This is a genomic window from Mucilaginibacter oryzae (assembly GCF_003148845.1).
GTDB lineage: Bacteria > Bacteroidota > Bacteroidia > Sphingobacteriales > Sphingobacteriaceae > Mucilaginibacter > Mucilaginibacter oryzae.
Genome location: NZ_QGHA01000002.1, coordinates 1 through 24,216 on the forward strand (window position 1 = coordinate 1; position 24,216 = coordinate 24,216).

The window sequence follows — 24,216 nt, forward strand, 5'->3', positions numbered from 1 at the left end:
TCTTCTACCCGGTTCTTTAAGATCGGTTTTCGTCTGCTGATCTCTTGTAAGGCCAGTTCGCCACCTTGTTCGTAAAGTTCCTTGAACCTGTAGAAACTATCACGGGAATAGCCCATCACTTTACAGGCCTGTGATACGTTACCTAAATGCTGGGCAAGCTCCAATATGCCCATCTTGTTTTTAATGATCTTTGCTTGGATTGTCATAATGCTAATCTCTATTACGTGCGTTAATTAATCGTAATTGTCAGATTAAATTGTGACTATCTCACTTTATTTATTCCGTTCCTCCTTGCACTTGATTGCTATAAGCGTGTTGAGGCTCCATAATTCATTTAACCACTTTAAAAGTGCGCCAAAAGTGCGCCAAAAAACCTTAAAACTAACTTTGATTTACGAAACAGACAGAAAAAACAACAATCAATCGTTCAAAAAGGAATTTAACAGTTAATTATGTAAAACCTGCATTTTTAGCTTCAAATAGCACTTTCAAGGCATAAAAAAAGCTCCTTAGAGTTAACTAAGAAGCTTTTACTTGTGGTACCAACTGGGATCGAACCAGTGACACAAGGATTTTCAGTCTTTTGCTCGCATTCTTTGACCGTTTTAGTACATTTATTATTAATTAGACTAGTCGAAGGTAACGCTGTTGAACTAATTAATTTGATGTCAGAAACCATTGAAAAACCTACTGAGAAACTGCACTTGTTATAGACTGCGCTTTTTCTTTTAACAAGTTCAATACACCTTTTTGAACCTCATCGATAATAGACCAATCAGGAGATATATAAATATCTGTGGTTTTACGGCTAAGGTCAATGTGATTTAGAGCCAACGCTATGTCATCTTTGCTAAAACGGCAGACGTTTCGGGCAAGATTTGCAAATGAATGTCTCGCCATGTAAAATTCAATTACAACCTCAAACAACTTAATGCCGTATTCTTTGACGAAATGCTCATTTATGGCATTAGTAAGCTTGTTTAAGCCATAGCTGATCACTCTTCCCAGTCCGGTGCTTGCTGTATAAATCGAGTTGAGTTTGCCAAAATACTTCTCAATTAATGGCGATGATTCTTCAGGAACTTTTATGCTGATAAAAGCTTTATCTTTCCTTCGCCCTTCTGTTTTTGATCGATTATAATTAATCCTCCCTTTTTCCAATTTGTCAGCCTTATATAAATCAACTGCATTCATTCCGCACAGATAAAAGGATAGCATAAATAAATCCCTGGCTGTTTTCATTCTGCCATCAAAATTTATTTCAAAATCTCTAATAGCTATTATTTGTTCAATGGTTAAATTCCTTTTAACAGGGGCGGGAGCTTCAACTATTTTGTACTTTCTGAAAGGGTAGTGGGCTATCGATATTTTTCCCGTGTCTTCGTCATTGTATTTATCCCTTGCCGCATTAAATAAAAGACGAAGGTCGCGCATAAATGTATGGATGCCGGCGGTAGTTGCCCCTGCTCGTTTTAACTCCATTTCACCACCACTGCTATGTTTTCGTTTTAGCGTACGAGGCTTTCTTAAATAAGCTTCTATTTCGAAAAGTTTGTGGGCTGTGATATCTAAAGCAAAAATATCTCTGGTGCCAAAAAAATCAATTAGTGAATAAACAACCGTTTGCATATTCCGTGCGCTACCAAATCTTGTCATTTAGCTTAAGGTCGCAAATATATTTTTCAGCAAAGTTTATAAAATGTACATCACTTGGAGTGTCTTCTTTTTTAAGAAATTCTGCGACATCTTTAGCTGTCATAGAGTTTATGCCTGTACCTAAAGAACTTATTTTTTTTCTGTAATCGGAAAGTACGGGCGAAATCAAATCTTCAATAAAAGGATCTTTGATAGAAAAATCCTTTCTGATTTGTTTTGCACCAATATAGTGGGAAGTAGATATGTAAGCAGTTCTTCGATTATGGATTATCCGGATTTTTAAGTTCCATGTCCCATCATCGCGCTTTTTTTATTTGAGTATTACTTCTTTCACCGTCGCCATGACATAAAGGTAAAACAATGGTAAAACATTTTCGATAAGTTCGTCAAAAAAAGTTGCGAAACTTAATAGCATTAAATGATATGCATATTCATTTTTTCTTCTTAAAAACTTAGAAAAGGCCTTAAAGTGCATGAAAAAAGCCCTTAGTAAGAATACTAAGGGCTTGGAGTTTTGGTTTTCCTACAAGGGCTCGAACCTCAATCTTCAGAGCCAGAATCTGACGTGATACCATTACACCATAGGAAAATCTGAACAAGTAACCGCTGCTTTTTACAGCGGCTACTCGCATTGTGCAAATATATAAATTATACAAATTGCTGTAAACCCTTCATTAAAAAAAGCCGCTATTCATGTTAAGGATCAGCGGCTTTTTACAGTATAATTACTTGTTGGGCTTAGTCTTCATTTACGAAAGAGCGCAGCATCCAGGTGTTTTTTTCGTTAAACTGCATAAAACGGTTAATCATATCGTTGGTACCGTCATCACCGGCGTCGGCGGTTATTTTTAACAGTTCGCGCTCAAATTTGATCAGGGTCGCTAAATCTTCGATAAGGGCTTTCACCATCAGCGTATCTTTCAGTCCTATGGTTTGGATCTCTTTCAGTGTGGCGGTTTCAATATAATCTTTAAAGGTACTGATCGGCGGTTTGCCCAAGGCCAGGATCCGTTCGGCCAGTTCATCGATAGTGACAAGCGCGGCGGTGTATAATTCTTCAAATTTAAGGTGCAGGGTAAAAAAGCTGGTGCCTTTTACGTTCCAATGGCAGCCGCGCAGTTTTTGATAGTGGATGTGATAATTAGCCAGCAGATCGTTCAGATGATCAACAACCGGTTTTACTTTGCCTTCTTCAAGGCTTATTTTTTCAGCGTTCATAAATAAATATCGTGATGTTTTCAGTGTAACACACCTGTGGCGGCAATGTTTGATAAAGGCAAGCAGTTTTAATTTTAATAAGCATCTTTGTAAATATGAACAGGCTGTTCCCCTTCATCTACAAAAATTATCATGCACCCATCTGGCGCATGGAAATTGACGACAGCACCCAAACACTCTTCCTCGAAATACGTGACCACGCCAATAAACAGGTAAGCTTTTCGGCAATTAGCCTGAAAACCGGCGAAGTTTACTTCGAAAACCTCACCACGCCCGAGCGCTGGCTTACCGGCATCGAGGCTGTTTATAATGGCGTACTGTTGCTGCATAATTACCAATCCGAAACCGGGCCGGTACATAAGGGATTAACCGCCATTGAAGCTGCATCGGCGCTAAACCTATGGAGTAATTTTACATTAGCTTTTGATCAGCTTACCGTGAACGGACCGGTGGTTTATAACAGCCAGCTACAACCCAAACGCTTAAACCTTATTGATATTAAAACGGGTGGCATCGTAAGGCCTTATGAGCCGGTATTGGATACTCCCTTATACAACCTCATAGTTAGCCCCGAAATTTTGGCGGCCGGCCAGGTAGATAGTAAATATCTGCCCCTGCAACCCCACGCAAATATGGTTCATTATATCAGTTACAATAGTTTCAGAATTGTATCTTTGCACACGCTTTTGCAGGAGCAACTTACGCAGCATCTTTACATATTTGACCAATCGGGTTCGGTACTTTACCACGATTTGTTAAATGCCGCTATAACAAAACTGCAACCCGAGGCGTTTGTACTACATAATAACCAGCTTATTTATTTAAAAGATAGATTGGCCGTAATAGTGTTAAACTTGTAAATTATTGTATTGTAATTGATTATGAAATTTAAGATTGTCTTACTGATCGCTCCTATACTCACACTTTCCATATCCGCATTTGCAAATCCACTCGTCGACTCGATAGGTGTTGAAAACCTGAACGGCAAAAAGGTCATTGTTCACAAACTCGATCCGAAAGATAATTACTACTCCATAGGTCGCAGGTATAATGTTAGTCCTAAGGCCATTATCTCATTCAACAACAACGCCGCGCTTAAAATTGGCGGTATAGTGAAAGTACCAACTGAGTTGCCATTTTCGGGAGAGACGCCTGCCCAGCCGGTTGTGAATACTCCGGCTCCCGTACAGCAGAAAGCTGTAGCGCATCAGGTGCCCGTTCAAAATAAACCACAGGTGCAAAGCCCGGCGGCGGCAAGCTCGCCTGCCCCGGTTGCAGTTAAGCCTGCTGCCAATAAACCGCAGCAGGTATCTGCCGATACCATTAAAAAAATTAGCATGGCTAACGTGCAGCAATACAAAGTATCTGCCGGTGAAACCCTTACTTCTATCGCTAAACGTTTTAATACTTCGGTTGATGATATTAAGGCTTTAAATAAATTGAACTCGGATACCCTTGCGCCAAACCAGGTGATTAATGTGCGCACCGGTATGCCGCCCGAAGATACTGCCGCCAAACAACCGGTAATGCAACGCGACTCGACCAATGTGGTGATGCAGCAGGATAGCACTGCCGATCATGGTAAGGCCAACCGTTTCGGCCTGTACGAGAAAGTTGAAAAAGGGGTAGCCACCTGGATGGATGACGCCGGTCTGGATCCTAAAAAGGAACTGGTTTTACACCGCACCGCGCCTATAGGTACCATCATTAAAATTACCAATCCCATGAACAACCACACTACCTTTGCAAAGGTAGTTGGCCGTTTCACCGATAACGAGACCAACAAAAACGTGTTGATCATCATGACTAAAAACACTGCCGATGCTTTAGGCGCTTTAGATAAACGTTTCCAGGTTAACATCAGCTACGGCAGCCCTAATGAATAAACCGTATATTATTGGGATTGCCGGAGGAAGCGGCTCGGGCAAAACCTTTTTCTTGAAATGCTTTTTAGAACATTTTACTGCCGATGAGGTAAGCCTTGTTTCGCAGGACGATTATTATATCCCGGTTGCCCATAACATGACCAAGGAGGAGAATAAGCTCTATAACTTTGATCTCCCTTCAACTATTGATCATGGGCATTTTCAGCAGGATATCAGCAAACTGCTCAGTAAGCAGCCTATCCTGAAACAGGAATACACTTTTAATAACCCCGATGCTATCCCCAAAATGATAGAGATCAAGCCTGCGCCTATTTTAATAGTGGAAGGCCTGTTTATTCTGCATTTTAAAGATATTGCCGAACTGCTGGATCTGAAGGTGTTTATTGATGCCGACGAGGATGTAGCTCTGCAACGCCGCCTGAAGCGTGACCTGATAGAGCGTGGATATTCGCACGATGATGTGATGTATAAGTGGATCAATCACGTTGTACCGGCTTACAAAGAATACCTGTTACCCTACAAGGATGAGTGCGACCGCGTAATCGTAAACAACGGGCACGTGGCCGAAGACATTATGATGATAACCGAAGAGATCTCGGCCGATTTGAGGAAGAGGCTGTTTTAATTTAAAAGTCCGTCTTTATTTCGAGGTATAAAGCAATCGTGAGTTGTAAAGATAGATCTCCATACCTGTTGAGACTCTTTGCGGTCACTTCGTATCTCGTGATGATGATTTTTGGGATTGTTAACCGTATCTCAATATCTTTTTTAATCATTCCCGCGTCTTAACGCTCGATTTCCCACCTCTCTCAAAAATCCTGACACGGCCGTGTTTTCCTGCCATTGTTCCTACTTCAACAAAAAGCCTATCTTTGCGGCATGGCAGTATCTTTTGATGATTTTAAATTTAACCGGCAAGTTCTTAACGCGATAGCCGATGCCGGTTATACCGAAGCTACGCCTATCCAGCAAAAAGCCATTCCGCCTATATTGAACGGCCAGGATGTGATGGGCATTGCGCAAACCGGCACCGGTAAAACCGCCGCCTATGTACTGCCCATCATCATGAAGCTGAAATACGCGCAAGGCGAACATGCCCGCGCGCTCATTGTATCGCCAACGCGCGAGCTGGCTATGCAAATTGAGGAAAACATTAAGGCTTTTGCCGCTTATACCGATCTGCGCGTGGTACTGCTTTACGGCGGTATCGGCCCTAAAACACAAATAGAGCAGATTAAAAAAGGCGTGGATATTATTGTGGCTACCCCGGGCCGTTTTATGGATATTTACCTCGCAGGCCATATCATCACCAAACCCTTGCAGGTTTTAGTACTTGACGAAGCCGACAAGATGATGGATATGGGCTTTATGCCGCAAATTAACCGCATATTGGAAGTTGTACCTGTAAAAAGGCAAAACCTGCTTTTTTCGGCTACCATGAGCGATAAGGTACACCAGCTTTCGGCCAACTTTTTGGAGTTTCCTACCGTAATCGAGGTTACGCCGCAGGCTACCCCGGCCCAAACGGTTAACCAGCATTTGTACCATGTGCCCAATATTAAAACTAAAATTAACCTGCTTAAAAAGCTGTTGGATAACGAGGGCGAGATCACCAAGCTCATAGTATTTTGCAAAACCCGGTCTGTTGCCGAGGATGTTTTTAAATTCCTTACCCGCAAGTTTGGCGAGGCCGAGGTAAAGGTGCTTCATGCCAACAAAGGGCAAAATACCCGCATCAATTCCATCAATTCGTTTAAAAACGATGATGTGAAAATATTGGTAGCTACGGATGTGGCGTCGCGCGGTATTGATGTGAGCGATGTTAGCCACGTGATCAATTTTGATGTGCCGGTGGTTATTGAAGATTATGTACACAGGATTGGCCGTACAGGCCGGGCGCTGCAATCGGGCGAGGCTATTACCTTCGCCGCGCCTTCCGAGATTTACTATATCCGTAAGATTGAAAAGCTGATTAAACAAACCATCCCGGTTGAAAAGATCCCGGAAGATGTATTTATAGAAGAAACCGCGTACGAAGAACGCCAGGACCAAGCCCGCGAAATAGATATGCAGAAGCGCAGGGAAGATCCCGATTTTAAAGGCGCTTTTCACGAAAAGAAAACCCTGAACCAGCGTAAAAAATTTGATGCCAATAAGGATAAGGCTAAATATGGCTCAAAGGCCGCGAGGCAGGGTTCGGGTAGCAAATCATCCAAAAACAAAAAACGTTACTAAGCCAGTTAATGAAACTCAGATTTACCCCTTTAAACTTTTTTACCGCTTTTTTGGTAGCCGTAGCCGCTTATGTTTTTATTAATGGTGCAGGCATTGCAGGCAAGCCGCTGGAACACTGGGGCGCAACCATAGGCTGGATTTTTTTATTGTTTGCCTTTGTGGTTTTTGTGATCGATATCATGTTCCGCAATTTCTTTATCGAAACTAAACGGATCTGGATGGTGGAGACCTTCTTCATCATTTTGGTCGTTGTTATATTTTTACTTGTTAAATAAAACTTAAAAAATGAAAACTGCTGAAATAAAGCTTACTGTTACCCTTGACGATAATAATGTACCTGAACATATCCTTTGGGAATCTACCGACTCCAACAACAAGGAAGCGCTGCCTGTAAAGGCCATGATGCTTGCCCTTTGGGACCAAAGCTATAAAAATACGTTGCGTATTGACCTGTGGACCAAAGATATGCCGGTTGATGAGATGAAGCGTTTCTTTTATGAAACCCTGCAAACCATGGGCGACAGCTTTTTACGCGCAACCGGCGAAAAAAACATCGTGGAAGACCTGCGCGACTATTGCGCTCACTTTGCCGATAAAATGGAGATCACTCAAAAATAACAACCTGATATGCGCCTTAGCTCAATTTTTTCATTTGTAGGTTTTGCTTTGCTTTTGGCGGCTACCTACTGCCCCTTACTGCGGGTGTTCCATTTAACCAGCTGGAATATTTATAAGTTAAACCAGCCTTACGGCCTGGTGCTTTTATTGGTGGCGGTTATCGGTATCGTAGTATCATTCCTTAACCAGGCAAAAATTATGCGGGCCGCTGCCTGGCTTTCGCTGGTGCTGGTGGTTTTGCTTTTAGCCGCCGCTATTTTTAAAGTTAACACCACATTTAGCTTCATCCCTTTTAAAGGTGTAAACAAATTTTTAACGGGGCAGCTTAAGCTTCAGTGGGGGTGGTATGTAATGTTCGCCGGGCCAATTTTAGCTGTAATTGGCGCCATGAGCAGCAAACCTAAAACTTTTGTACCTGCTGCAGACAACACCGCCGCGGCAAATTAATATTCCTGATATGTTTTAATTGGCTGTAATGTTTACATTACAGCTTTTTTTTAAACATATTTGTAAGCATAACAATACAATCTACCTAATGTTAAAATTCACCTTCCGCCAGCAGGTATTAGCCGGTTTTGTTGCCTCTATCATACTCGTGTTTATAGTGGGCATCCTGTCGTACAATAGTTTGGTTAAGTTTGAAGACGATAATGCCTGGGTTGAACATACCCAAAAGGTGATCCATACCACAACCAGCTTACTCCAGGAACTTATAGATGCCGAAACCGGTATGCGCGGATTCGGCGCTACCAACAAGAAGGCGTTTCTTGATCCGTATAATGCCGCGCTGCCTAAAATTGCCGAGGATTTAACAAGCCTGAAGCAGATGGTTAATGATAACCCCCAACAGGTAAAACGGCTGGATTCGATCAATAAACTGGTTAAAGATCAGTTGCAGATACTGAAAACCAATATCGAAACCCGCGAAACAATGGGCCTCGATTATATGGTGCAGCGCAACATGTTTTTAAACGGTAAGGATAATATGGACCAGATCCGGATGCTGATTGAACATGTCAACAATTCGGAAGAGCGGTTGCTGGCCGACAGAAAGGCGACTTCAAAGGAAGCATCCCTTTTTGCTAAAATTGTGATCGCCTGCGGGTCCATCGTGTTTTTGCTGATCATTATGATGCTTTTTTTCTATATTCAAAAAACATTTGATCAGCAAAAGAAAATAGAAGAAGAGATCAGGGTTGCCAACGTTGAGCTTGGCAGGGTATTGGCCGATAATGAAGCCAAAAACTGGTTGCTTACAGGCACCGGCGCCCTGAACGAAAAAATGCAGGGCCAGCAGGCCGAAAAGGAGTTATCTTATAACATCTTATCTGAGGTGTGTAGTTATACCGAAGCTGCGGCCGGTACGTTTTATTTGTATAATGACGCCAACAACAAGCTCGAATTGTACGCTTCGTACGCTTTCCACAATCCCGATTTTATAAAAAAATCTGTTCAGTTGGGCGAGGGATGGCTTGGACAGGCAGCCAAAGATCAGAAAGCCTCCATTATTAAAGGGCGAATTAATGATAAGCTCGAACTGTCATCGTCGGTATTAAAAACCGAACTTGCCGAAACGTTGATTGTACCTTTCTTTTTTGATAAAAAACTGAAGGGTGTTATGGAAGTTGCTTTTAACGGCGAACTTACCGCCAATAAATCGCAATACATTTTAGCGGTTGCCAATGATATAGGTGTAGCGGTTAACACTGCCCAGGCGCGCACCATTATGCACGATCTGTACGAGGAAACCCAGCAACAGGCCGAAGAACTTGAAGCGCAACAGGAAGAGTTGAGGGTTACCAACGAAGAGCTTGTACAAAAAACCGAAGAACTGCAGGCATCGGAAGAAGAGTTGCGCGTGCAGCAGGAAGAACTGCGCACTACCAACGCCGAACTGGAAGAGAAAGCCAGCCTGCTGGAAGAGAAAAATCAGGCTATTGAAGAAGCCCGCCGTGCTATCGATCTGAAAGTACAGGAACTGGAAACTACCGGTAAGTATAAATCGGAGTTTTTAGCCAACATGAGCCATGAGCTGCGCACCCCGCTAAATAGTATCCTGGTGCTGGCCCGTATCCTGAAGGATAATAAACCGCTTAACCTGTCGGAAGATCAGATCAAGTACGCCAGTGTTATTTTTAACGCCGGTAACGATTTGTTAACGCTTATTAATGATATCCTCGACCTTTCAAAAATTGAATCGGGTAAGCTGGATATGCAAAATGAGGATGTTAAGGTTGCCGATATTGTAAACGATATGGAAATGTTGTTTGCCGAGGTTGCCGGTAATAAGCACATCAATTATACTACCTCGATAAGCAAAGAACTGCCGCAAACCATATTTACCGATAAGGTGCGTTTGGAGCAGGTAATTAAAAACCTGTTGAGCAACGCCTTTAAGTTTACACCTGAAAACGGATCGATATCCATCAATGTTAAGCCGGGTATGTCGGCTAAAACCATCAGTTTCGCTATTAAAGATTCGGGCATAGGTATCCCTGCCGATAAGCAGCGGGTGATATTTGAAGCTTTTCAGCAGGCAGACGGGTCAACCAGCCGCAAGTACGGCGGCACAGGCCTGGGCTTATCAATAAGCCGCGAGCTGGCCTACCTGTTAGGTGGCAGCATAACCCTGAGTAGTGAACCTGGCATTGGCAGCGAGTTTACCGTAACCGTACCTTTTGAGGCCAGGGTTGTTGCCTCTGCCGAAGAAATCTTGCCAACCGCCGAAACCTTTAAGCCGGTAGCGGAAATATTGCCGCCGGTGAAGCTGGCCCCGCGCGACCCCGGACGCGAGCCACTGGTAGTAATTGTTGAAGACGATAAGAACTTTGCCAATATCCTGCAGGATTATGCCCGCGATCATGGCTATAAATCAATTATGGTTTATGAAGGCACCCGCGCCGTTGAAACGGTAAAAGAAGCGAAGCCTGATGCCGTGATATTAGATATTATGCTGCCCGGTAAAGATGGCTGGCAAATTTTAAAGGAGTTGAAAAACGACGAGGCAACCATGCATATCCCGGTACACCTGATGTCGGCCGGTGAAGCGGCCGCTAACAGGGTACGTAAGGAGGGGGCTATCAATTTTATGAAAAAGCCTATCAATACCGAAACGCTCGATAAGCTTTTTGCCGATATTATGGTGCAAAGCGGCACCCGTTTTAAACAGATCCTCCTGGTTGAAGACCACAAAGCCCAAAGCCAGGCTTTGAAGGATTTAATGCAAAATCAGGGCATTACGGTTGATCAGGCTTTTGACGGCGAATCGGCTTTCCGAATGCTGCATGAAAATGAGTATCAATGCGTGATACTTGACTTGAACCTGCCGGATATTTCGGGGCTCGATCTGTTGGATAAGATCAAGGAAGAAGACCGCTTTTTATCGCTCCCGATAATTGTAAATACCGCTATGGAGCTTGATAAAAACTCGGTAAACAGGCTGATGCAATATGCTAACGCCATGGTGGTTAAAACCAATAAATCGTCAGACAGGCTGATTGACGAAGTAAACCTTTTCCTGAACAAAATAAGTGAAACATCAATAGCGCCGTTGCACGCTGCTGCATCCGCAGCATCTGCCGCACCGGCTAAACCCAAAATGGTAACAAAAAGCAAAGACGCTATTAAAGGCCGGAAGGTGCTGATTGTAGATGATGATATGCGTAATATTTTCGCACTCAGCAGCGCCCTGCAAAGCTACGATTTGAATGTAGAGATAGCTAACGACGGCGAAGAAGCATTAATTAAACTGCAAGAGATCAGTGATATCGATATCGTATTGATGGATATCATGATGCCCAAAATGGATGGCTACGAGGCCACAAGGCAAATCCGGAAACAAAACAAATGGGCTAAGTTACCCGTAATAGCCCTAACCGCAAAAGCGATGAAAGACGACCGCGAAAAATGTATAGCGGCCGGAGCAAACGATTATATCACCAAACCTGTTGATATGGACAGGTTGATATCGTTGATGCAATTGTGGCTTGAAAGTTAAATATGGATACAGCGCAGGGAAATATATCGCAGGCTCAGGTTTTTGAACTTATTGATATTGTAAAAAAAGTTCATGGCTTTGACTTTGCAGGTTATACCAAGGCATCGTTGAAACGGCGGCTGATACGTATTATGTTGCTTAACAAGTTTGAGTTTTACGACCTGAAGCATGCATTGATTAACGATGCAGGCTTTTTCCAGAATTTTTTAGAGGAAATTACGGTTAATGTAACCGAAATGTTCCGCGACCCATCTTTTTACAAAGCGGTTAACGCCCAGGTAGTGCCTTACCTGTCTACCTATCAGCATACCAAGATCTGGAGCGCGGGGTGTTCAACAGGCGAGGAAGTATATTCGATGGCGATACTGATGAAGGAGGCCGGTTTGGGTAAAAAATCGTTTATATACGGTACCGATATCAATACGGAGGTTTTGAGGGAAGCCAGGAAAGGGATCTACAGCCTTCGCAACATAAAAAGTTATGCCGAAAACTATCAGTACACCGGCTTAAAGGGGTCGATAACAGATCATTTTACTATTTTGTACGATGCGGCTTCCATCCATAACGAGTTGAAACAAAATACCCTTTTTTCGGTGCATAACCTGATATCTGATAACGTATTTAACGAGTTTCAGATGATAAGTTGCCGTAACGTTTTTATTTATTTTGAAACATTTTTGCAGGAGCGCATCCTCGAGTTGTTTTATAAAAGCCTTTGCCCGCTCGGGTATTTGTGTTTAGGGAGTAAGGAAACTATCCGGTCTGACGCTTTTAAAACGAAGTTTAAAGTGATCAACCAAAAAGAAAATATCTATCAAAAAGTTGGAACCTGATAAAAAATTACTGGAGAGATGGCAAGCTGCCGAAATTCTGTTATTTGGCGGCTCGGCAGGTTCGTTTAAAATTTTATTCAGGATAGTTAAAGAACTCTCGGAAACCTTTGGCAAAACGGTCATTTTAGTCATCCACCGTAAAAAAAACTTTTACAGTGAAATAGAAAAACTGTTTGCCGAAAACAGCCGTATGTTAATGCGCGAGATAGAGGATAAGGATATTCTTAAAAAGAACACTATGTATATTGCGCCGGCAAATTACCACACACTTATTGAATACGGCGGATATTTTAGTTTGGATGTGTCGGAGCCGGTATGGTACTCAAAACCCTCCATTGATGTAACTTTTGAGAGCGCTGCCGAGGTCTACGGTGGCAAATGTGTGGCTATACTGCTTTCGGGGGCCAACCAGGATGGCGCTAACGGATTGTTAAAGATTCGCGAAAGCGGCGGATTGACCATTGCTCAAAACCCGGAAGATGCCGAGATGCCCGAAATGCCCCGCTCGGCCATCAATAACGGCGGCGCGGAATATGTGTTAACCCAGGAAGAGATTTTTCAATTATTACTTTCATAATAACAGCATTACCCCAGATATTTACATGACCCCTGTTAATATTCTTATTGTTGATGACAGAGAAGAGAATATCATAGCGCTCGAAGCTTTGCTTAAGCGCGATGATATCAGAATGTTTTCTACCACATCACCAAACGAAGCCCTTAAAATTGCCTGGGATACCAATATCGCCATAGCGCTTATTGATGTGCAAATGCCCGAGATGGATGGTTTTGAGCTGGTTGAAATGCTGAAATCAAACCCGCGTACCAAAGATATCCTGGTAATTTTTGTTACCGCCATATCTAAGGAAGCCAAATATGCGGTGAAGGGCCTCGGCACGGGCGCTGTTGATTACCTATACAAACCGCTCGATCCGTATATTACATCGGCTAAGGTTGATTCGTTTGTGCAACTGGCCCGCAACCAGGCCGATATCAGGCAAAAAAACGAAGAGTTGCAGAACTACGCCCTGGTGGTCAAAAACTCGGCCGACATCATCACTTCTGTCGACGCGCAAAGCCTGCGCATTATCGATATCAATCCCACGATAGAAAAAATAATGGGGTTCAGGGCATCCGAACTTACAGGTAAAAGCATTGTTGACCTGGCTATTGAAGAACACCGGTTTGATTTCAGGAAAAAGCTGGGCGAGATTATTAAGGATAATCTCCAGTTCGCCATTTTTGAATTTAAGTTCGAAACATTTGATAAGCGGTTAATCTGGGTTGAATGCCGTGCCGCCTATCGCAATAAGGTGATTTTTATCAACATTAGTGATATTTCGCCCCAAAAAAGCTTCCAGGAGCAACTCATCAAATCAAAAGAGAATGCCGAACATAGCAAAAAGGTAAAAGAAACCTTTTTGGCTAACATGAGCCACGAGTTGCGCACGCCGGTTAACGGTATTATCGGTATTTCGGCGCTGTTGCGCAAAACGGAGCTGAATGAGCAGCAATTGGGCATGCTCGATCTGCTGGATACCTCGTCAAAGTCATTGTTGGGGGTTATTAATGATGTACTGGATATATCGAAAATAGAGGCCGGCAAATTCAGCATTGTGCGTACAGCAAGCAATGTTTATGATGTTGTAAAATCGGTATTTAACCTGCTTAAATTTAAAGCGGATGAAAATAACATCGAGTTTTTGCTGGAGATTGAAGAAGAGGTGCCGCAATACCTCATGATTGATTCGTTGCGCCTTAACCAGATCCTGATGAACCTGCTGAGCAATGCGCTTAAGTTTACCGAACGTGGTTATGTTAAGCTCAGGGTAATAGTACTGCAAAAGCATCTTGATAAGGTTAAAATTAAATTCAGCGTAGAGGATACCGGTATCGGGATCCCTGCCGACAGGCTTAACAGCATTTTCGATTCATTTGAGCAGGCCGAAGATGATACCTCGAACAAATATGGCGGTACAGGTTTGGGCCTTACCATCGTAAAAAAACTGGCCGAACTTAAGGGCGGCGAGCTAACCGTAAGCAGCCAGGCCGGCAGGGGGAGCACCTTTAATTTTACCTGCTGGTACACTATAGCCGCCAAGCCGAAGGAAAAACCGGCCGAAAGGGGCGACCGGATCCTTGCGCCGTTTAATCATATACGGGTGCTGGTAGCCGAAGATAACATGGTGAACCAGTTTATGCTTTCCAAAATTTTGAAAGACTGGCGTGTGGAAGTTGATATGGTTGATAACGGCCGCAAAGTAATTGACAGGCTGAATAGCAAAAGCTACGACATTATTTTAATGGATACCCACATGCCCGAAATGAACGGCTACCAGGCTGCCAAAGCCATCAGGGTTGATTTTGAAGAACCCAAGCGGAGCATCCCTATCATTTCGCTCTCGGCGGCAAGTTATGATCATGAACAGCAGGAAGCCATTGCCGCAGGCATGAATGAGGTGTTATCCAAACCGTTTATGCCCTATCAACTGCACGAAAAAATGGCGAGGTTGTTAAAGGTGGATGCCTAAGCCGGGTTAAAACTCCAGCTTAGTCTGGCCCACGCCCATTATTTTAGCTTCATGCTCCAATAGCCATTTTTTACGCCAGATGCCGCCTGCATAGCCGGTTAAACTGCCGTTGGCGCCTATAACCCTGTGGCAGGGCACAACTACCCATAAATTATTGCGCCCGTTGGCCGCGGCGATAGCACGTATAGCCAGCGGGTTATTCATCTGGTTGGATTGTTGGGTGTAGGTGATGGTTGTTCCATAGGGGATTTTTGTTAGCTCATTCCATACTTCCTGCTGAAAATCACTGCCCGGCTGTTTTATGGGGATGCTGAACTCCCTGCGCGTGCCCGCGAAATACTCGTTGAGCTGGTTGATGGCCGACTGCAGTAATTGGGTAGGGGCAGGTTCAATTTCATACGCTTCATCGCGGATGGAAATGGAGGTGATATAGCCATCTTCCTCAATAATGCGGGCAATGCCAACCGGTGTTTTAAAATAAGCTGTGGGCATGTATAACTGATGCGTTAGTTCAAAATTAAGCTAATTTAACGGGCCTGGCAAATCGTCCATCAATCACTCGGCGGTAATGATTACATTTGCGCCGATGAAATTGGTTAACGAAACCTGGTACCTGCTTAAAAAAGAGATTCTACTGGAGTGGCGGGCAAAATATGCTTTCAACGGTGTTTTGCTGTACGTGGTTTCAACGGTTTTTGTATGTTATATTTCGCTTAACCTTAACCCGGGTTTTGCCAAAAGTGAGGGCTACCCCATAGTTTGGAACGTGCTGTTCTGGATTATTATGCTGTTTGCATCGGTAAATGCCATAGCCAAAAGCTTTATGCAGGAGAGCAAAAACCGGCTGCTGTATTATTACTCCATTGCCAGTCCGCAGGCTATTATTTTATCCAAAACTATTTATAATGTGTTGCTGATGGGCTTGCTGAGTGTATTGGCGCTGGTGGTTTACCTCGTATTTTTCCCCAATAGGCTTGGCGACCCTCTATATTACTTTTTGGCGGTATTACTGGGCAGCATCAGTTTTTCTACCGTGTTTACCATGATCTCGGCCATTGCCTCCAAGGCGGGGAATAACGGCACGCTGATGGCTATTTTAAGCTTCCCGGTTATCATCCCCGTAATCCTCGTACTGATCAAACTCAGCAAAAGCGCTATGGACGGCGTAGACCGGAGTTTTTTTTACGGCAACATTGGTGTGCTGTGCGCCATCAACGCTATTGTTATCGCTACCGCCATGCTGCTGTTCCCATATCTGTGGCGGGATTAAGGAGTGTTCATTTTTTTAAAGTGTGAACACTTGTTATTTTTAAATAAAAATGAACGCTTGATAATCAGTTGGTTATAAAAGTTAAAGTTTGCCAAAAAAGCCAAGTTGAACAAGTTTGCATTGATAGCCAGTAAGTTATGATTTTGGTTTTAAAAACGTTGAACACCCGTTTTTTAAAAAATGAACACTGACAAAATACTGTCAGCGGGTTAGTTTAAAATATCCCTGCGGCAATTTCATCAACCATTCATAAAAAATGCGTTTTTTTATATTTTGTAATCAAGCCTGTGGTCGGTGTTTTCACCGTACCACATGATCGATAAGAAGTTACACTAAGTAAAACGACAACAACCTACCCAGAAAGTGGTACGGTGAACACCAACAACAGGCTCAATGAATCATGTGGTGCGGTGAAAACACCGACCACAAGCTGAATGAATCACGTGGTGCGGTGAAAACACCGACCACAAGCTGAATGTGTATTGATAATCAATTGGTTGTAAAATTTATTTTGGAAGGTTGGAACACCCGTTTTAAAAAGTGGAACACCAGCCGACTATTCAAGCCTGTGGTCGGTGTTTCACCGTACCACTTTATCATGTTTAGCGCTCACATATGCTCCATATAATGTGTTATCAGTTCGTTAGCTTCATTTTTTATATAATAAGATGCCGAAGAATGTAAATATTCTTCAGGTAGTTGACACAGTTCTGCTTTAACTGGATTGTTATGTATATAATCTAATTTTTGCTCCAAAACAATACGATTGTACATTGTTGCTTTGTAAGGTCTGCGTTCCCAAAATTGGTATTCGCGGTCATTCTGACTGCTTTTATAATTCTCTAAGCTTCGGCTATCATTTATCATGCTGAACTTAAGCTGCTGTGCTGTGAATTTGCTGAAGTGTTGTTGTACGTTTTTATTTAGCCAGTCAGGTTGTTTACACCAAAGGATATGAATATGGTTGGGCATTATCACATAGCCGTATAGCCATATCCGATTGTTTTTTACTAAAAAATTCAGGCTATCAATTACTATGTTTTTGTATTTATCCGAATGGAGTAAAGGTTGCCAGTTAAGGCAGGTGGCTGTGAAAAATTCTATTCCTTGATGCATGGTTTAAGTGTAGGGATACGAATATAGTAAATCAGGATGTTGTAGTAAAGCGCCGATTAAAAGCTTTGTTTTCTTTGGGTTATTACTCCTGTTAGTGTTTTCACCGTACCACATGATCGATAAGAAGTTACGCTAAGTAAAACGACAACAACCTACCCAGAAAGTGGTACGGTGAACACCAACCACAGGCTCAAAGGCTGAATGAATCATGTGGTACGGTGAAAACACCGACCACAAGCTGAAACGTGTAGTGAAGGGCTGTAACAGCCGTTTTTAAAAGTGGAACACCAGCCGACTATGGCAGAGCATTCAAGCCTGTGGTCGGTGTTGTCACCGTACCACATGATCGATAAGAAGTTACGCTAAGTAAAACGACAACAACCTACCCAGAAAGTGGTACGGTGAACACCAACAACAGGCTCAATGAATCATGTGGTGCGGTGAAAACACCGACCACAAGCTGAATCCATCGCTTTTTGCTTAAGTTGACGGCTATGCTCTCAAGAGGGGAATCGCACTTCCCAACGCTTTTTGTTTAAATTGATTGTCTTGTCCTCAACCGGAACGCCCTTTAGGCGGAGGCTTGATGATAAATTATTGTTAAAGGCTATTTACCTGCGGCAATTTCATCAACCATTCATAAAAAATGCGTTTTTTTATAGTTTGAAATTTTACGCCCTTATTTTAACAGATGCGCTTTTACTGGTTTTTACTTTTTTGCTTCCTGTTTCCGGCGGTAGCGCTTGCACAAGCCAACACCATTATCGGTAAGGTGGTACGGGCCGATACCAAAGCGCCCGTACCCAATGCCAGCGTGTTTTTAAATAATGCCACTTATGGTACTTCTACAGCGGAGGACGGTACGTTTACCCTCAGCGGCGTAAAATCCGGCCAGTATACGCTGGTAATTACCGGCGTTGGCTACGAAGAATTTTCAACCACCGTACTGGCAGGCAAAGAACCCGTAAAGCTGAACATCGAGCTTACCCAAAAAGTGCTGATGCTGCGCGAAGTGGTGATTAGCAGCGGCGCCGACTGGAAAAAGAACTACGAGCTTTTCCGCAAGGAGTTTGTGGGCAATACCGAAAACGGCAAGGAATGCAAGGTGACCAACCCCCATATCCTCAACCTCATTTATCACCGCGGCAAGCAGCAGCTGGAAGCATCGGGCGATGAGTTTTTGGTGGTGGAGAACCTCGCTTTAGGGTACCGCACCAAGTTTTTATTGAAAAGCTTTTTGTTCGATGGCATTGAGCATACCATATCCTACTCGGGCAGTGCCCTGTTCGAGAACCTGCCCGGCAGCGCCGAGCAAAAAAAGATCTGGAAAAAGAAACGCGAGGAAGCCTACTATGGTTCGGCCCAGCATTTTTACCGATCATTGTATAAAGGCACGCTGAAACAGGAGGGCTTTGAAGCGCACGATTTTACCCGCTACCTCAACCCCGAACGCCCGGAAGAAGCCGTGCTGATGGCCCGCATCAAAAAATACCGCGAAGGCCCGCGCGATTCGCTGGCCAAATACTATAAGCTGAGCAACATGACCAAGTGGTTTCATGAAAGCATGGTTAAAACGCCCTACCAGGAAACGGAGATTTTGCGCAAAACCCCACAGGATGGTATTTATGCCGTCACCTTCCCACATTTTTTATACGTGGTATATACCAAACGCGAAGAAACCACCGAGTTTAAAGATGTTTACCACCCGCTGGATATGCCCAACTACGAAACCAGCGTACTTACCAAATACTCCAATTTTGTGGCCTTTGATATGAACGGCATTGTAGTATCAAGCCCGGGGCCGCTGTATGAGGGCTCATGGTCGAAGGCTAAGCTGGGGGATTTGTTGCCGGTGGATTATGAGCCGGGGGATTAGGGGAAGAGTTATGGCATCGAACTCTAAAAATATTTTGATGTTGGTTGACGTCTAAATTTCAACTGTTTATGTTTAAATTGTGCAATGTCAACTCAATCAAACTTCTCGTCAGATAAACCAGTGATCAATCAGGAGGATGATCAATTTCAGAGATACAACTTTTCAAAGAGAATTGCCCAAACAATAATAAATAGGAAATCTTCCGATTGTATTGTTTTGGGAATATATGGCGCCTGGGGTGAAGGAAAAACTTCCGTAGTCAATTTTATAGAAAAAGAACTTAACCAAGATGCGACTGTAGTTTCAGTAAAATTTAATCCATGGAGATACAATGATGAAAACGCTCTATTGATGCAATTTTTTCAAAGTTTAGCTAATGGCTTAGATACAAAACTTAAAACTCGATCAGAAGACATCGGATCTTTATTAAAAAAATATGGTGGATTATTAAGTTTCAATATTCCATATGTTGGTAATCCGGGCGAAAAAATAAAGCAAGCTGGCGAATTGCTTGATGGGTTGGATATTGAAACATTAAGAAGCCGAATTGAAAAAGCATTAATTGAAAGCAATCAAAAGATTGCTGTTTTTATTGACGACATCGATAGGCTTGATAAACAAGAGATACATTCAATTTTTCGTTTAGTAAAGCTCAATGCTGATTTTTCAAACATTACGTATGTTCTATCATTTGACGAAAAAATGGTGTCTTCAGCTATTGGTGAAAGATTTGGAGATGGTGACAGTGTTTCGGGGCAAAGTTTTCTTGAAAAAATTATTCAAATTCCGTTGAAAATACCGGTTGCTCAACCAGAGGCTTTAACCAAATTCTGTTATAAGTTTATTAACGATTGTTACAGCGAGAACGGCCTTAATTTACCTGATTCACAAATAGAAAGGTTTGGTCGCCAATTTAACAGTAATATTTTAATTCAATTAAAAACGCCAAGATTAGCGGTAAGATATGGAAACTCAATTTCGTTTGCAGTGCCGTTACTTATCGGCGAAGTTAATATTGTCGACCTTTGGCTATTGGAGGCAGTTAAGATATTTTACCCCACTTTTTATGATTTTATAAAAGCTAACCCAATATTTTTCATTGGAATGTATTATGATCGCTACTTTGAAACAAAAGATATTGATAAAAGTGAACAATTTATAAAGCAAATCGACAATTTATCTGCAAGCTTTTCTAACATTGAAAAAGAAGCAATTAAAGACTTGCTTGTAGAATTATTTCCGTCGCTTAGCGGTGTGTTTAGCCATTATGTTCAATCTCATTCAGTTGATTGGGACAAAGAAAAAAGAATTTGTTCGCCTAAATATTTCAATAGATATTTTACTTATTCTGTCATTAAAGGTGAACTTTCCGATATTGAATTCGAAAATTTCATACTTTCCGTTTCGGATAACTCAATTTCAGAAGTATATGAAAAAATCAAGGCATTAATTGAAGAAAGTAGCCCCGAGGCATTCTTAAATAAGATTAGGTTATTAGAACGCGAGTTAGATTGGAACATTGCCTTGAAAATTTCAAAAGCTATAGTTGCTCATTCCGAATTATTTCCTAAAAATGAAGATTTATTTCGACTTGATTTCGAACATCCGAATGGACAGGTAGTTGTTTTTATTAGTCAAATAATTAGAAACCAATCAGATGTGGAAGAAAGACTAATGGTTGCAAAAGAACTAATTGAAACTGCTACTCCAATGTCCTTTGCTTGCAATTTATATCGTAGGATAGTTCCGAACTTATATGATGATAGAGGTGAAGAAACAATTTTTACGAAGGATGAGTTTAAATTGATTAACAAAACTCTAATAGCTCGGGCATTAAAGCAGGCTAACGGTGAGCCACTCCTTGAAAAGTTTCCTGAAGAATGCTTGCTCTTATTTTCAGCTTGGAGGGACGTCGATGAAACTCGTTTTAATGACTATATTAGGAATTTTTTAAATAATTATCCTTCTAAAGTAGATTCGTTAATTTGGGCTTACACTCCGGAGGCGCAAAGCAGCCGTTACCCAAAGCCTTATAAAACTAATCTTACCCAAGTGAGGTTTAAATATTTAATTTCTATTATCGATAAACATATCATTTATGATGCTATCAAAATTGTTCATAAAGAAGAAGAGCTAAACTCTGTAGAAGTCGTTTGGGCTGATGGGTACGACAAAAACCCAAGTGAAATAAATGCAATCAGACAATACGTGTATTGGTACAACCATTCTTCGTAACATTACAAACAACTTAGTTACACGATACGATACTCTTTTATTTGTCATTCCATTTGATACTAAGAGCATGTAAGCGTGCATACAATTTTTCCTTACCTTTACCGCCACAAATCATATGAAGTTTATTTATCAAACATGGTGGAAGGTAATAGCCGTTTTACTGGTATTATCTACTTTTTACACCGGGCTGGTTTTTAAAGCGCCGCGGTTGCCAATTATTCACGAAACCATCCGCAATTTATATTTCCACGTGCCTATGTGGATGGGCATGCTCACGGTGTTTGTGGTGTCGGTTTATTTCAGCATTAAATACCTGCAAACGGGTAAGGAAGAGCATGACCTGGCGGCTGTGGAGTGTGTGAATACCGGTTTGCTGTTTTATACCCTTGGCCTGTTAACCGGCATGCTTTGGGCCAAATATACCTGGGGCGAGTTCTGGAGCGGCGACCCTAAGCAAAACAGCGCGGCCATTGCGTTCCTGTTATACTGCGCTTACCTGGTGCTGCGCAACTCGATTGATGAGGAGCAGAAGCGCGCCAAAATTTCGGCCATTTACAACATCTTCGCGTTCCCCATCATGATTGTGCTGATTTTTGTGCTGCCCCGCATGACGGATTCTTTGCACCCCGGCAGCGGCGGTAACCCGGCCTTTGGTAAATATGACCTGGACAACGGTATGAAGGTGGCCTTTTACCCGGCCATGCTGGGCTGGAGCTTCATAGCCCTTTGGATAGCCACCATCCGCTATCGTATCCGTTTAGTTGAAAACAAGAAGAACGCTATAAATTAATATGAAAAAATTATCTCTTGTATTGTTGCTTGTGCTATGCTGCACCGCAGTTTTTGCACAGCAGGGCCAGCAGGTTGAAATGGCCGACGCCCTGCGCAGTTCCGGAAAAATATACGTAGTTGTGGCAACAATTTCCATCATTTTTACCGGACTGGCCATTTTCCTGTTTACTATCGATCGCCGCTTAAAAAAAGTCGAAAACCAAAAGTAGTTCAAATAGTAGGTTTAAATTGTTTAAACATATTTTTCGTAGCGCTGTTGTTGGGTGTAAACAACACACTAACTAATAAATATTTGCAATATTGATAAAAATTGTACCAAATTTGCTCACTTTTTTAAGAGTTTAATATTTATACAATAGTTATGGCTACGAATATTTTGGTCGCCGACCAGGAAACACACTTTTTTGGCGACGTATGTAAAAACTTTGATCATGCTGCCCAATTCACTAAACATGATGCCGGTTTGCTGGATCAGATCAAATCGTGCAACAGCGTTTACCGCTTCCGCTTCCCTATCCGCAGGGGCAACGGTTTCGAGGTAATTGATGCCTGGCGTGTTGAGCACTCGCACCACCAGTCGCCCACCAAAGGCGGTATCCGCTACAGCGAAATGGTGAACGAGGACGAAGTAATGGCCCTCGCCGCCCTCATGACCTACAAGTGTGCCATCGTTAACGTGCCGTTCGGCGGCGCTAAAGGCGGTATCAAAATAAATCCAAAAAACTACACGGTAAGCGAGCTGGAAAACATCACCCGCCGCTACACGGTAGAGCTGATTAAAAAGAACTTCATTGGCCCAAGCATTGACGTGCCCGCCCCCGATTATGGATCGGGCGAGCGCGAAATGAGCTGGATTGCCGATACCTATGCCACCATGAACCCCGGTCAGCTGGATGCCATGGGTGCCGTAACCGGTAAACCTATCGCCCTGCACGGTATCGCGGGCAGGAGGGAAGCAACCGGTCGTGGTGTAGCCATTGCCACCCGCGAGTGTGTGAGCGTTGGCGAGGATATGCAAAAGCTGGGCCTGCTGCCGGGCTTATCGGGCAAAAGGGTAATTGTGCAGGGTTTGGGTAACGTAGGTTACTATTCGGCCAAGTTTTTATCAGAGCTGGGCGCTATCATAGTAGGCCTTTGCGAGTTTGAGGGCGCTATTTATAACGAGAACGGTTTGGATATTGAAGCCGTTTTCCAGCATCGCAAAGCAACCGGATCTATTTTAGGCTACGCCGGTGCCACGCAGGAGTTTAGCAACACCATGGAAGGTTTGGAGCAACCCTGCGACATCCTGGTGCCTGCCGCTTTAGAAAACCAGATTACGGTTGATAACATCCGCAACATCCAGGCAAAAATTATTGTGGAAGGCGCCAACGGCCCAACATCGCCCGAAGCCGAGGAGATATTTTATGCCAATGGCGGCATCATCGTTCCGGATATGTACGCCAACGCTGGCGGTGTAACGGTATCCTACTTCGAGTGGTTAAAAAACCTGAGCCACGTAGCTTTCGGCAGGATGAACCGCAGGTTTGAAGAAAATTCCAACCTTAACCTGGTAAACATGGTTGAGGGCATTACCGGGGTTGCCTTAACGCCAATGCAACGGTCAACCATTATTAAAGGCGCGTCGGAACTGGAGCTGGTAAACTCGGGCCTGGAAGATACCATGATCCGCTCATACCACGAAATCAGGGAGATTTACAAAAGCAACCCTGCTATCGGTACCTTGCGTAATGCCGCAATGGTGGGCGCTATCAATAAAATAGCCGTATCGTACCAAAACCTGGGCATCTGGCCATAATTAAGGATTTAATAGTTTTATTATATAGCGGGGTGGGTTTGAAAAAGCTTGCCCCGTTAACCCCCTCTAAATCTCCCCCGGAGGGGGAGACTTTCGGAATCGCTTATTTTTTGTCTGAACCCGAATTTTACGGAATTTGTTGAATAGACAGAATG

Annotated in this window: 22 protein-coding genes and 1 tRNA gene; 17 read left to right on the forward strand and 6 right to left on the reverse strand. The window is 43.0% G+C overall.

Annotation, left to right across the window (positions count from 1 at the left end):
* From LX99_RS05490 to LX99_RS05510, 4 genes are all read right to left on the reverse strand, one after another.
* Positions 1 to 206, reverse strand: a 206-nt coding sequence (locus LX99_RS05490) for a helix-turn-helix domain-containing protein (protein ID WP_146203067.1), incomplete at its 3' end; no start/stop codon positions are given.
* 331 nt (positions 207 to 537) lie between these two features.
* Positions 538 to 612: transfer RNA gene (locus tag LX99_RS25560), tRNA-OTHER, on the reverse strand.
* Between the two features lie 75 nt (positions 613 to 687).
* Positions 688 to 1,629, reverse strand: a complete 942-nt coding sequence (locus LX99_RS05495) for a site-specific integrase (RefSeq protein WP_170122638.1) — start codon at positions 1,627 to 1,629, stop codon at positions 688 to 690.
* A gap of 765 nt (positions 1,630 to 2,394) precedes the next feature.
* Positions 2,395 to 2,874, reverse strand: coding sequence for a Dps family protein (locus LX99_RS05510; protein ID WP_022829505.1), 480 nt, complete (start codon positions 2,872 to 2,874; stop codon positions 2,395 to 2,397).
* 95 nt (positions 2,875 to 2,969) lie between these two features.
* Between LX99_RS05510 and LX99_RS05515 the strand changes: the two genes are divergently transcribed.
* The 11 genes from LX99_RS05515 (at position 2,970) to LX99_RS05565 (ending at position 14,974) form a co-directional block, all read left to right on the forward strand.
* On the forward strand, positions 2,970 to 3,734 hold the full coding sequence (locus tag LX99_RS05515) for a DUF4905 domain-containing protein (protein WP_109606976.1): 765 nt from the start codon (positions 2,970 to 2,972) through the stop codon (positions 3,732 to 3,734).
* A 21-nt stretch (positions 3,735 to 3,755) separates the two neighbouring features.
* Complete coding sequence (locus LX99_RS05520; protein WP_109606977.1) at positions 3,756 to 4,760, forward strand: LysM peptidoglycan-binding domain-containing protein; 1,005 nt, start codon at positions 3,756 to 3,758, stop codon at positions 4,758 to 4,760.
* Positions 4,753 to 5,385: a uridine kinase family protein gene (locus LX99_RS05525; protein WP_109606978.1), complete on the forward strand. Its 633-nt coding sequence runs from the start codon at positions 4,753 to 4,755 to the stop codon at positions 5,383 to 5,385. Before LX99_RS05520 ends, LX99_RS05525 begins: the two co-directional genes overlap by 8 nt.
* Positions 5,386 to 5,639: 254 nt before the next feature.
* Positions 5,640 to 6,995 (forward strand): DEAD/DEAH box helicase, encoded by a 1,356-nt coding sequence (locus LX99_RS05530; RefSeq protein ID WP_109606979.1) that lies wholly within the window; start codon positions 5,640 to 5,642, stop codon positions 6,993 to 6,995.
* Positions 6,996 to 7,003: 8 nt separating this feature from the next.
* A complete protein-coding gene (locus tag LX99_RS05535; protein ID WP_022832556.1) occupies positions 7,004 to 7,270 on the forward strand; it encodes a hypothetical protein in 267 nt (88 codons plus the stop codon).
* A 10-nt stretch (positions 7,271 to 7,280) separates the two neighbouring features.
* Positions 7,281 to 7,613: a gliding motility protein GldC gene (gldC, locus tag LX99_RS05540; protein ID WP_022832557.1), complete on the forward strand. Its 333-nt coding sequence runs from the start codon at positions 7,281 to 7,283 to the stop codon at positions 7,611 to 7,613.
* 9 nt (positions 7,614 to 7,622) lie between these two features.
* Positions 7,623 to 8,060 (forward strand): hypothetical protein, encoded by a 438-nt coding sequence (locus tag LX99_RS05545; protein WP_109606980.1) that lies wholly within the window; start codon positions 7,623 to 7,625, stop codon positions 8,058 to 8,060.
* 88 nt (positions 8,061 to 8,148) lie between these two features.
* Entirely contained in the window at positions 8,149 to 11,610 is a 3,462-nt protein-coding gene (locus LX99_RS05550) for a response regulator (RefSeq protein WP_170122639.1), read from the forward strand.
* A 2-nt stretch (positions 11,611 to 11,612) separates the two neighbouring features.
* Positions 11,613 to 12,443 (forward strand): CheR family methyltransferase, encoded by an 831-nt coding sequence (locus tag LX99_RS05555; protein ID WP_109606982.1) that lies wholly within the window; start codon positions 11,613 to 11,615, stop codon positions 12,441 to 12,443.
* Positions 12,433 to 13,020, forward strand: a complete 588-nt coding sequence (locus LX99_RS05560) for a chemotaxis protein CheB (protein WP_170122640.1) — start codon at positions 12,433 to 12,435, stop codon at positions 13,018 to 13,020. The genes LX99_RS05555 and LX99_RS05560 overlap by 11 nt, the downstream gene beginning before the upstream one ends.
* Before the next feature lie 25 nt (positions 13,021 to 13,045).
* Positions 13,046 to 14,974, forward strand: a complete 1,929-nt coding sequence (locus LX99_RS05565; protein ID WP_109606984.1) for a hybrid sensor histidine kinase/response regulator — start codon at positions 13,046 to 13,048, stop codon at positions 14,972 to 14,974.
* Between the two features lie 6 nt (positions 14,975 to 14,980).
* Here the strand turns inward: LX99_RS05565 and LX99_RS05570 are convergent, their stop codons facing one another.
* A complete protein-coding gene (locus tag LX99_RS05570; protein WP_109606985.1) occupies positions 14,981 to 15,466 on the reverse strand; it encodes a methylated-DNA--[protein]-cysteine S-methyltransferase in 486 nt (161 codons plus the stop codon).
* A gap of 94 nt (positions 15,467 to 15,560) precedes the next feature.
* On the opposite strand from LX99_RS05570, the gene LX99_RS05575 reads away from it, so the two are divergent.
* Entirely contained in the window at positions 15,561 to 16,244 is a 684-nt protein-coding gene (locus LX99_RS05575; protein WP_109606986.1) for a heme exporter protein CcmB, read from the forward strand.
* Positions 16,245 to 16,853: 609 nt separating this feature from the next.
* On the opposite strand, the gene LX99_RS05580 is transcribed toward LX99_RS05575, so the two are convergent.
* Positions 16,854 to 17,360, reverse strand: coding sequence for an REP-associated tyrosine transposase (locus tag LX99_RS05580; RefSeq protein ID WP_109606987.1), 507 nt, complete (start codon positions 17,358 to 17,360; stop codon positions 16,854 to 16,856).
* A 691-nt stretch (positions 17,361 to 18,051) separates the two neighbouring features.
* Here LX99_RS05580 and LX99_RS05585 point away from each other — a divergent pair.
* The 5 genes from LX99_RS05585 to LX99_RS05605 all read left to right on the forward strand — a co-directional run bounded on the left by LX99_RS05585 (position 18,052) and on the right by LX99_RS05605 (position 24,061).
* Positions 18,052 to 19,236 carry a carboxypeptidase-like regulatory domain-containing protein gene (locus LX99_RS05585; RefSeq protein WP_109606988.1) on the forward strand — a complete coding sequence of 395 codons (1,185 nt, stop codon included), beginning with the start codon at positions 18,052 to 18,054 and terminating at the stop codon, positions 19,234 to 19,236.
* Between the two features lie 84 nt (positions 19,237 to 19,320).
* A complete protein-coding gene (locus LX99_RS05590; RefSeq protein ID WP_109606989.1) occupies positions 19,321 to 21,471 on the forward strand; it encodes a KAP family P-loop NTPase fold protein in 2,151 nt (716 codons plus the stop codon).
* 79 nt (positions 21,472 to 21,550) lie between these two features.
* Entirely contained in the window at positions 21,551 to 22,261 is a 711-nt protein-coding gene (locus tag LX99_RS05595; protein WP_281270941.1) for a cytochrome c biogenesis protein, read from the forward strand.
* Position 22,262: 1 nt separating this feature from the next.
* Positions 22,263 to 22,472 carry a CcmD family protein gene (locus tag LX99_RS05600; RefSeq protein ID WP_109606990.1) on the forward strand — a complete coding sequence of 70 codons (210 nt, stop codon included), beginning with the start codon at positions 22,263 to 22,265 and terminating at the stop codon, positions 22,470 to 22,472.
* Between the two features lie 152 nt (positions 22,473 to 22,624).
* Positions 22,625 to 24,061 carry a Glu/Leu/Phe/Val family dehydrogenase gene (locus LX99_RS05605; RefSeq protein ID WP_109606991.1) on the forward strand — a complete coding sequence of 479 codons (1,437 nt, stop codon included), beginning with the start codon at positions 22,625 to 22,627 and terminating at the stop codon, positions 24,059 to 24,061.
* Positions 24,062 to 24,216: the final 155 nt, after the last annotated feature.

Bases quoted from the DNA above. Each gene is read 5' to 3' on its own strand.
- LX99_RS05495 (WP_170122638.1), bottom strand. From the start codon at position 1,629: ATGCAAACGGTTGTTTATTCACTAATTGATTTTTTTGGCACCAGAGAT.
- LX99_RS05510 (WP_022829505.1), bottom strand. From the start codon at position 2,874: ATGAACGCTGAAAAAATAAGCCTTGAAGAAGGCAAAGTAAAACCGGTT.
- LX99_RS05515 (WP_109606976.1), top strand. From the start codon at position 2,970: ATGAACAGGCTGTTCCCCTTCATCTACAAAAATTATCATGCACCCATC.
- LX99_RS05520 (WP_109606977.1), top strand. From the start codon at position 3,756: ATGAAATTTAAGATTGTCTTACTGATCGCTCCTATACTCACACTTTCC.
- LX99_RS05525 (WP_109606978.1), top strand. From the start codon at position 4,753: ATGAATAAACCGTATATTATTGGGATTGCCGGAGGAAGCGGCTCGGGC.
- LX99_RS05530 (WP_109606979.1), top strand. From the start codon at position 5,640: ATGGCAGTATCTTTTGATGATTTTAAATTTAACCGGCAAGTTCTTAAC.
- LX99_RS05535 (WP_022832556.1), top strand. From the start codon at position 7,004: ATGAAACTCAGATTTACCCCTTTAAACTTTTTTACCGCTTTTTTGGTA.
- gldC (WP_022832557.1), top strand. From the start codon at position 7,281: ATGAAAACTGCTGAAATAAAGCTTACTGTTACCCTTGACGATAATAAT.
- LX99_RS05545 (WP_109606980.1), top strand. From the start codon at position 7,623: ATGCGCCTTAGCTCAATTTTTTCATTTGTAGGTTTTGCTTTGCTTTTG.
- LX99_RS05550 (WP_170122639.1), top strand. From the start codon at position 8,149: ATGTTAAAATTCACCTTCCGCCAGCAGGTATTAGCCGGTTTTGTTGCC.
- LX99_RS05555 (WP_109606982.1), top strand. From the start codon at position 11,613: ATGGATACAGCGCAGGGAAATATATCGCAGGCTCAGGTTTTTGAACTT.
- LX99_RS05565 (WP_109606984.1), top strand. From the start codon at position 13,046: ATGACCCCTGTTAATATTCTTATTGTTGATGACAGAGAAGAGAATATC.
- LX99_RS05570 (WP_109606985.1), bottom strand. From the start codon at position 15,466: ATGCCCACAGCTTATTTTAAAACACCGGTTGGCATTGCCCGCATTATT.
- LX99_RS05575 (WP_109606986.1), top strand. From the start codon at position 15,561: ATGAAATTGGTTAACGAAACCTGGTACCTGCTTAAAAAAGAGATTCTA.
- LX99_RS05580 (WP_109606987.1), bottom strand. From the start codon at position 17,360: ATGCATCAAGGAATAGAATTTTTCACAGCCACCTGCCTTAACTGGCAA.
- LX99_RS05585 (WP_109606988.1), top strand. From the start codon at position 18,052: ATGCGCTTTTACTGGTTTTTACTTTTTTGCTTCCTGTTTCCGGCGGTA.
- LX99_RS05590 (WP_109606989.1), top strand. From the start codon at position 19,321: ATGTCAACTCAATCAAACTTCTCGTCAGATAAACCAGTGATCAATCAG.
- LX99_RS05600 (WP_109606990.1), top strand. From the start codon at position 22,263: ATGAAAAAATTATCTCTTGTATTGTTGCTTGTGCTATGCTGCACCGCA.
- LX99_RS05605 (WP_109606991.1), top strand. From the start codon at position 22,625: ATGGCTACGAATATTTTGGTCGCCGACCAGGAAACACACTTTTTTGGC.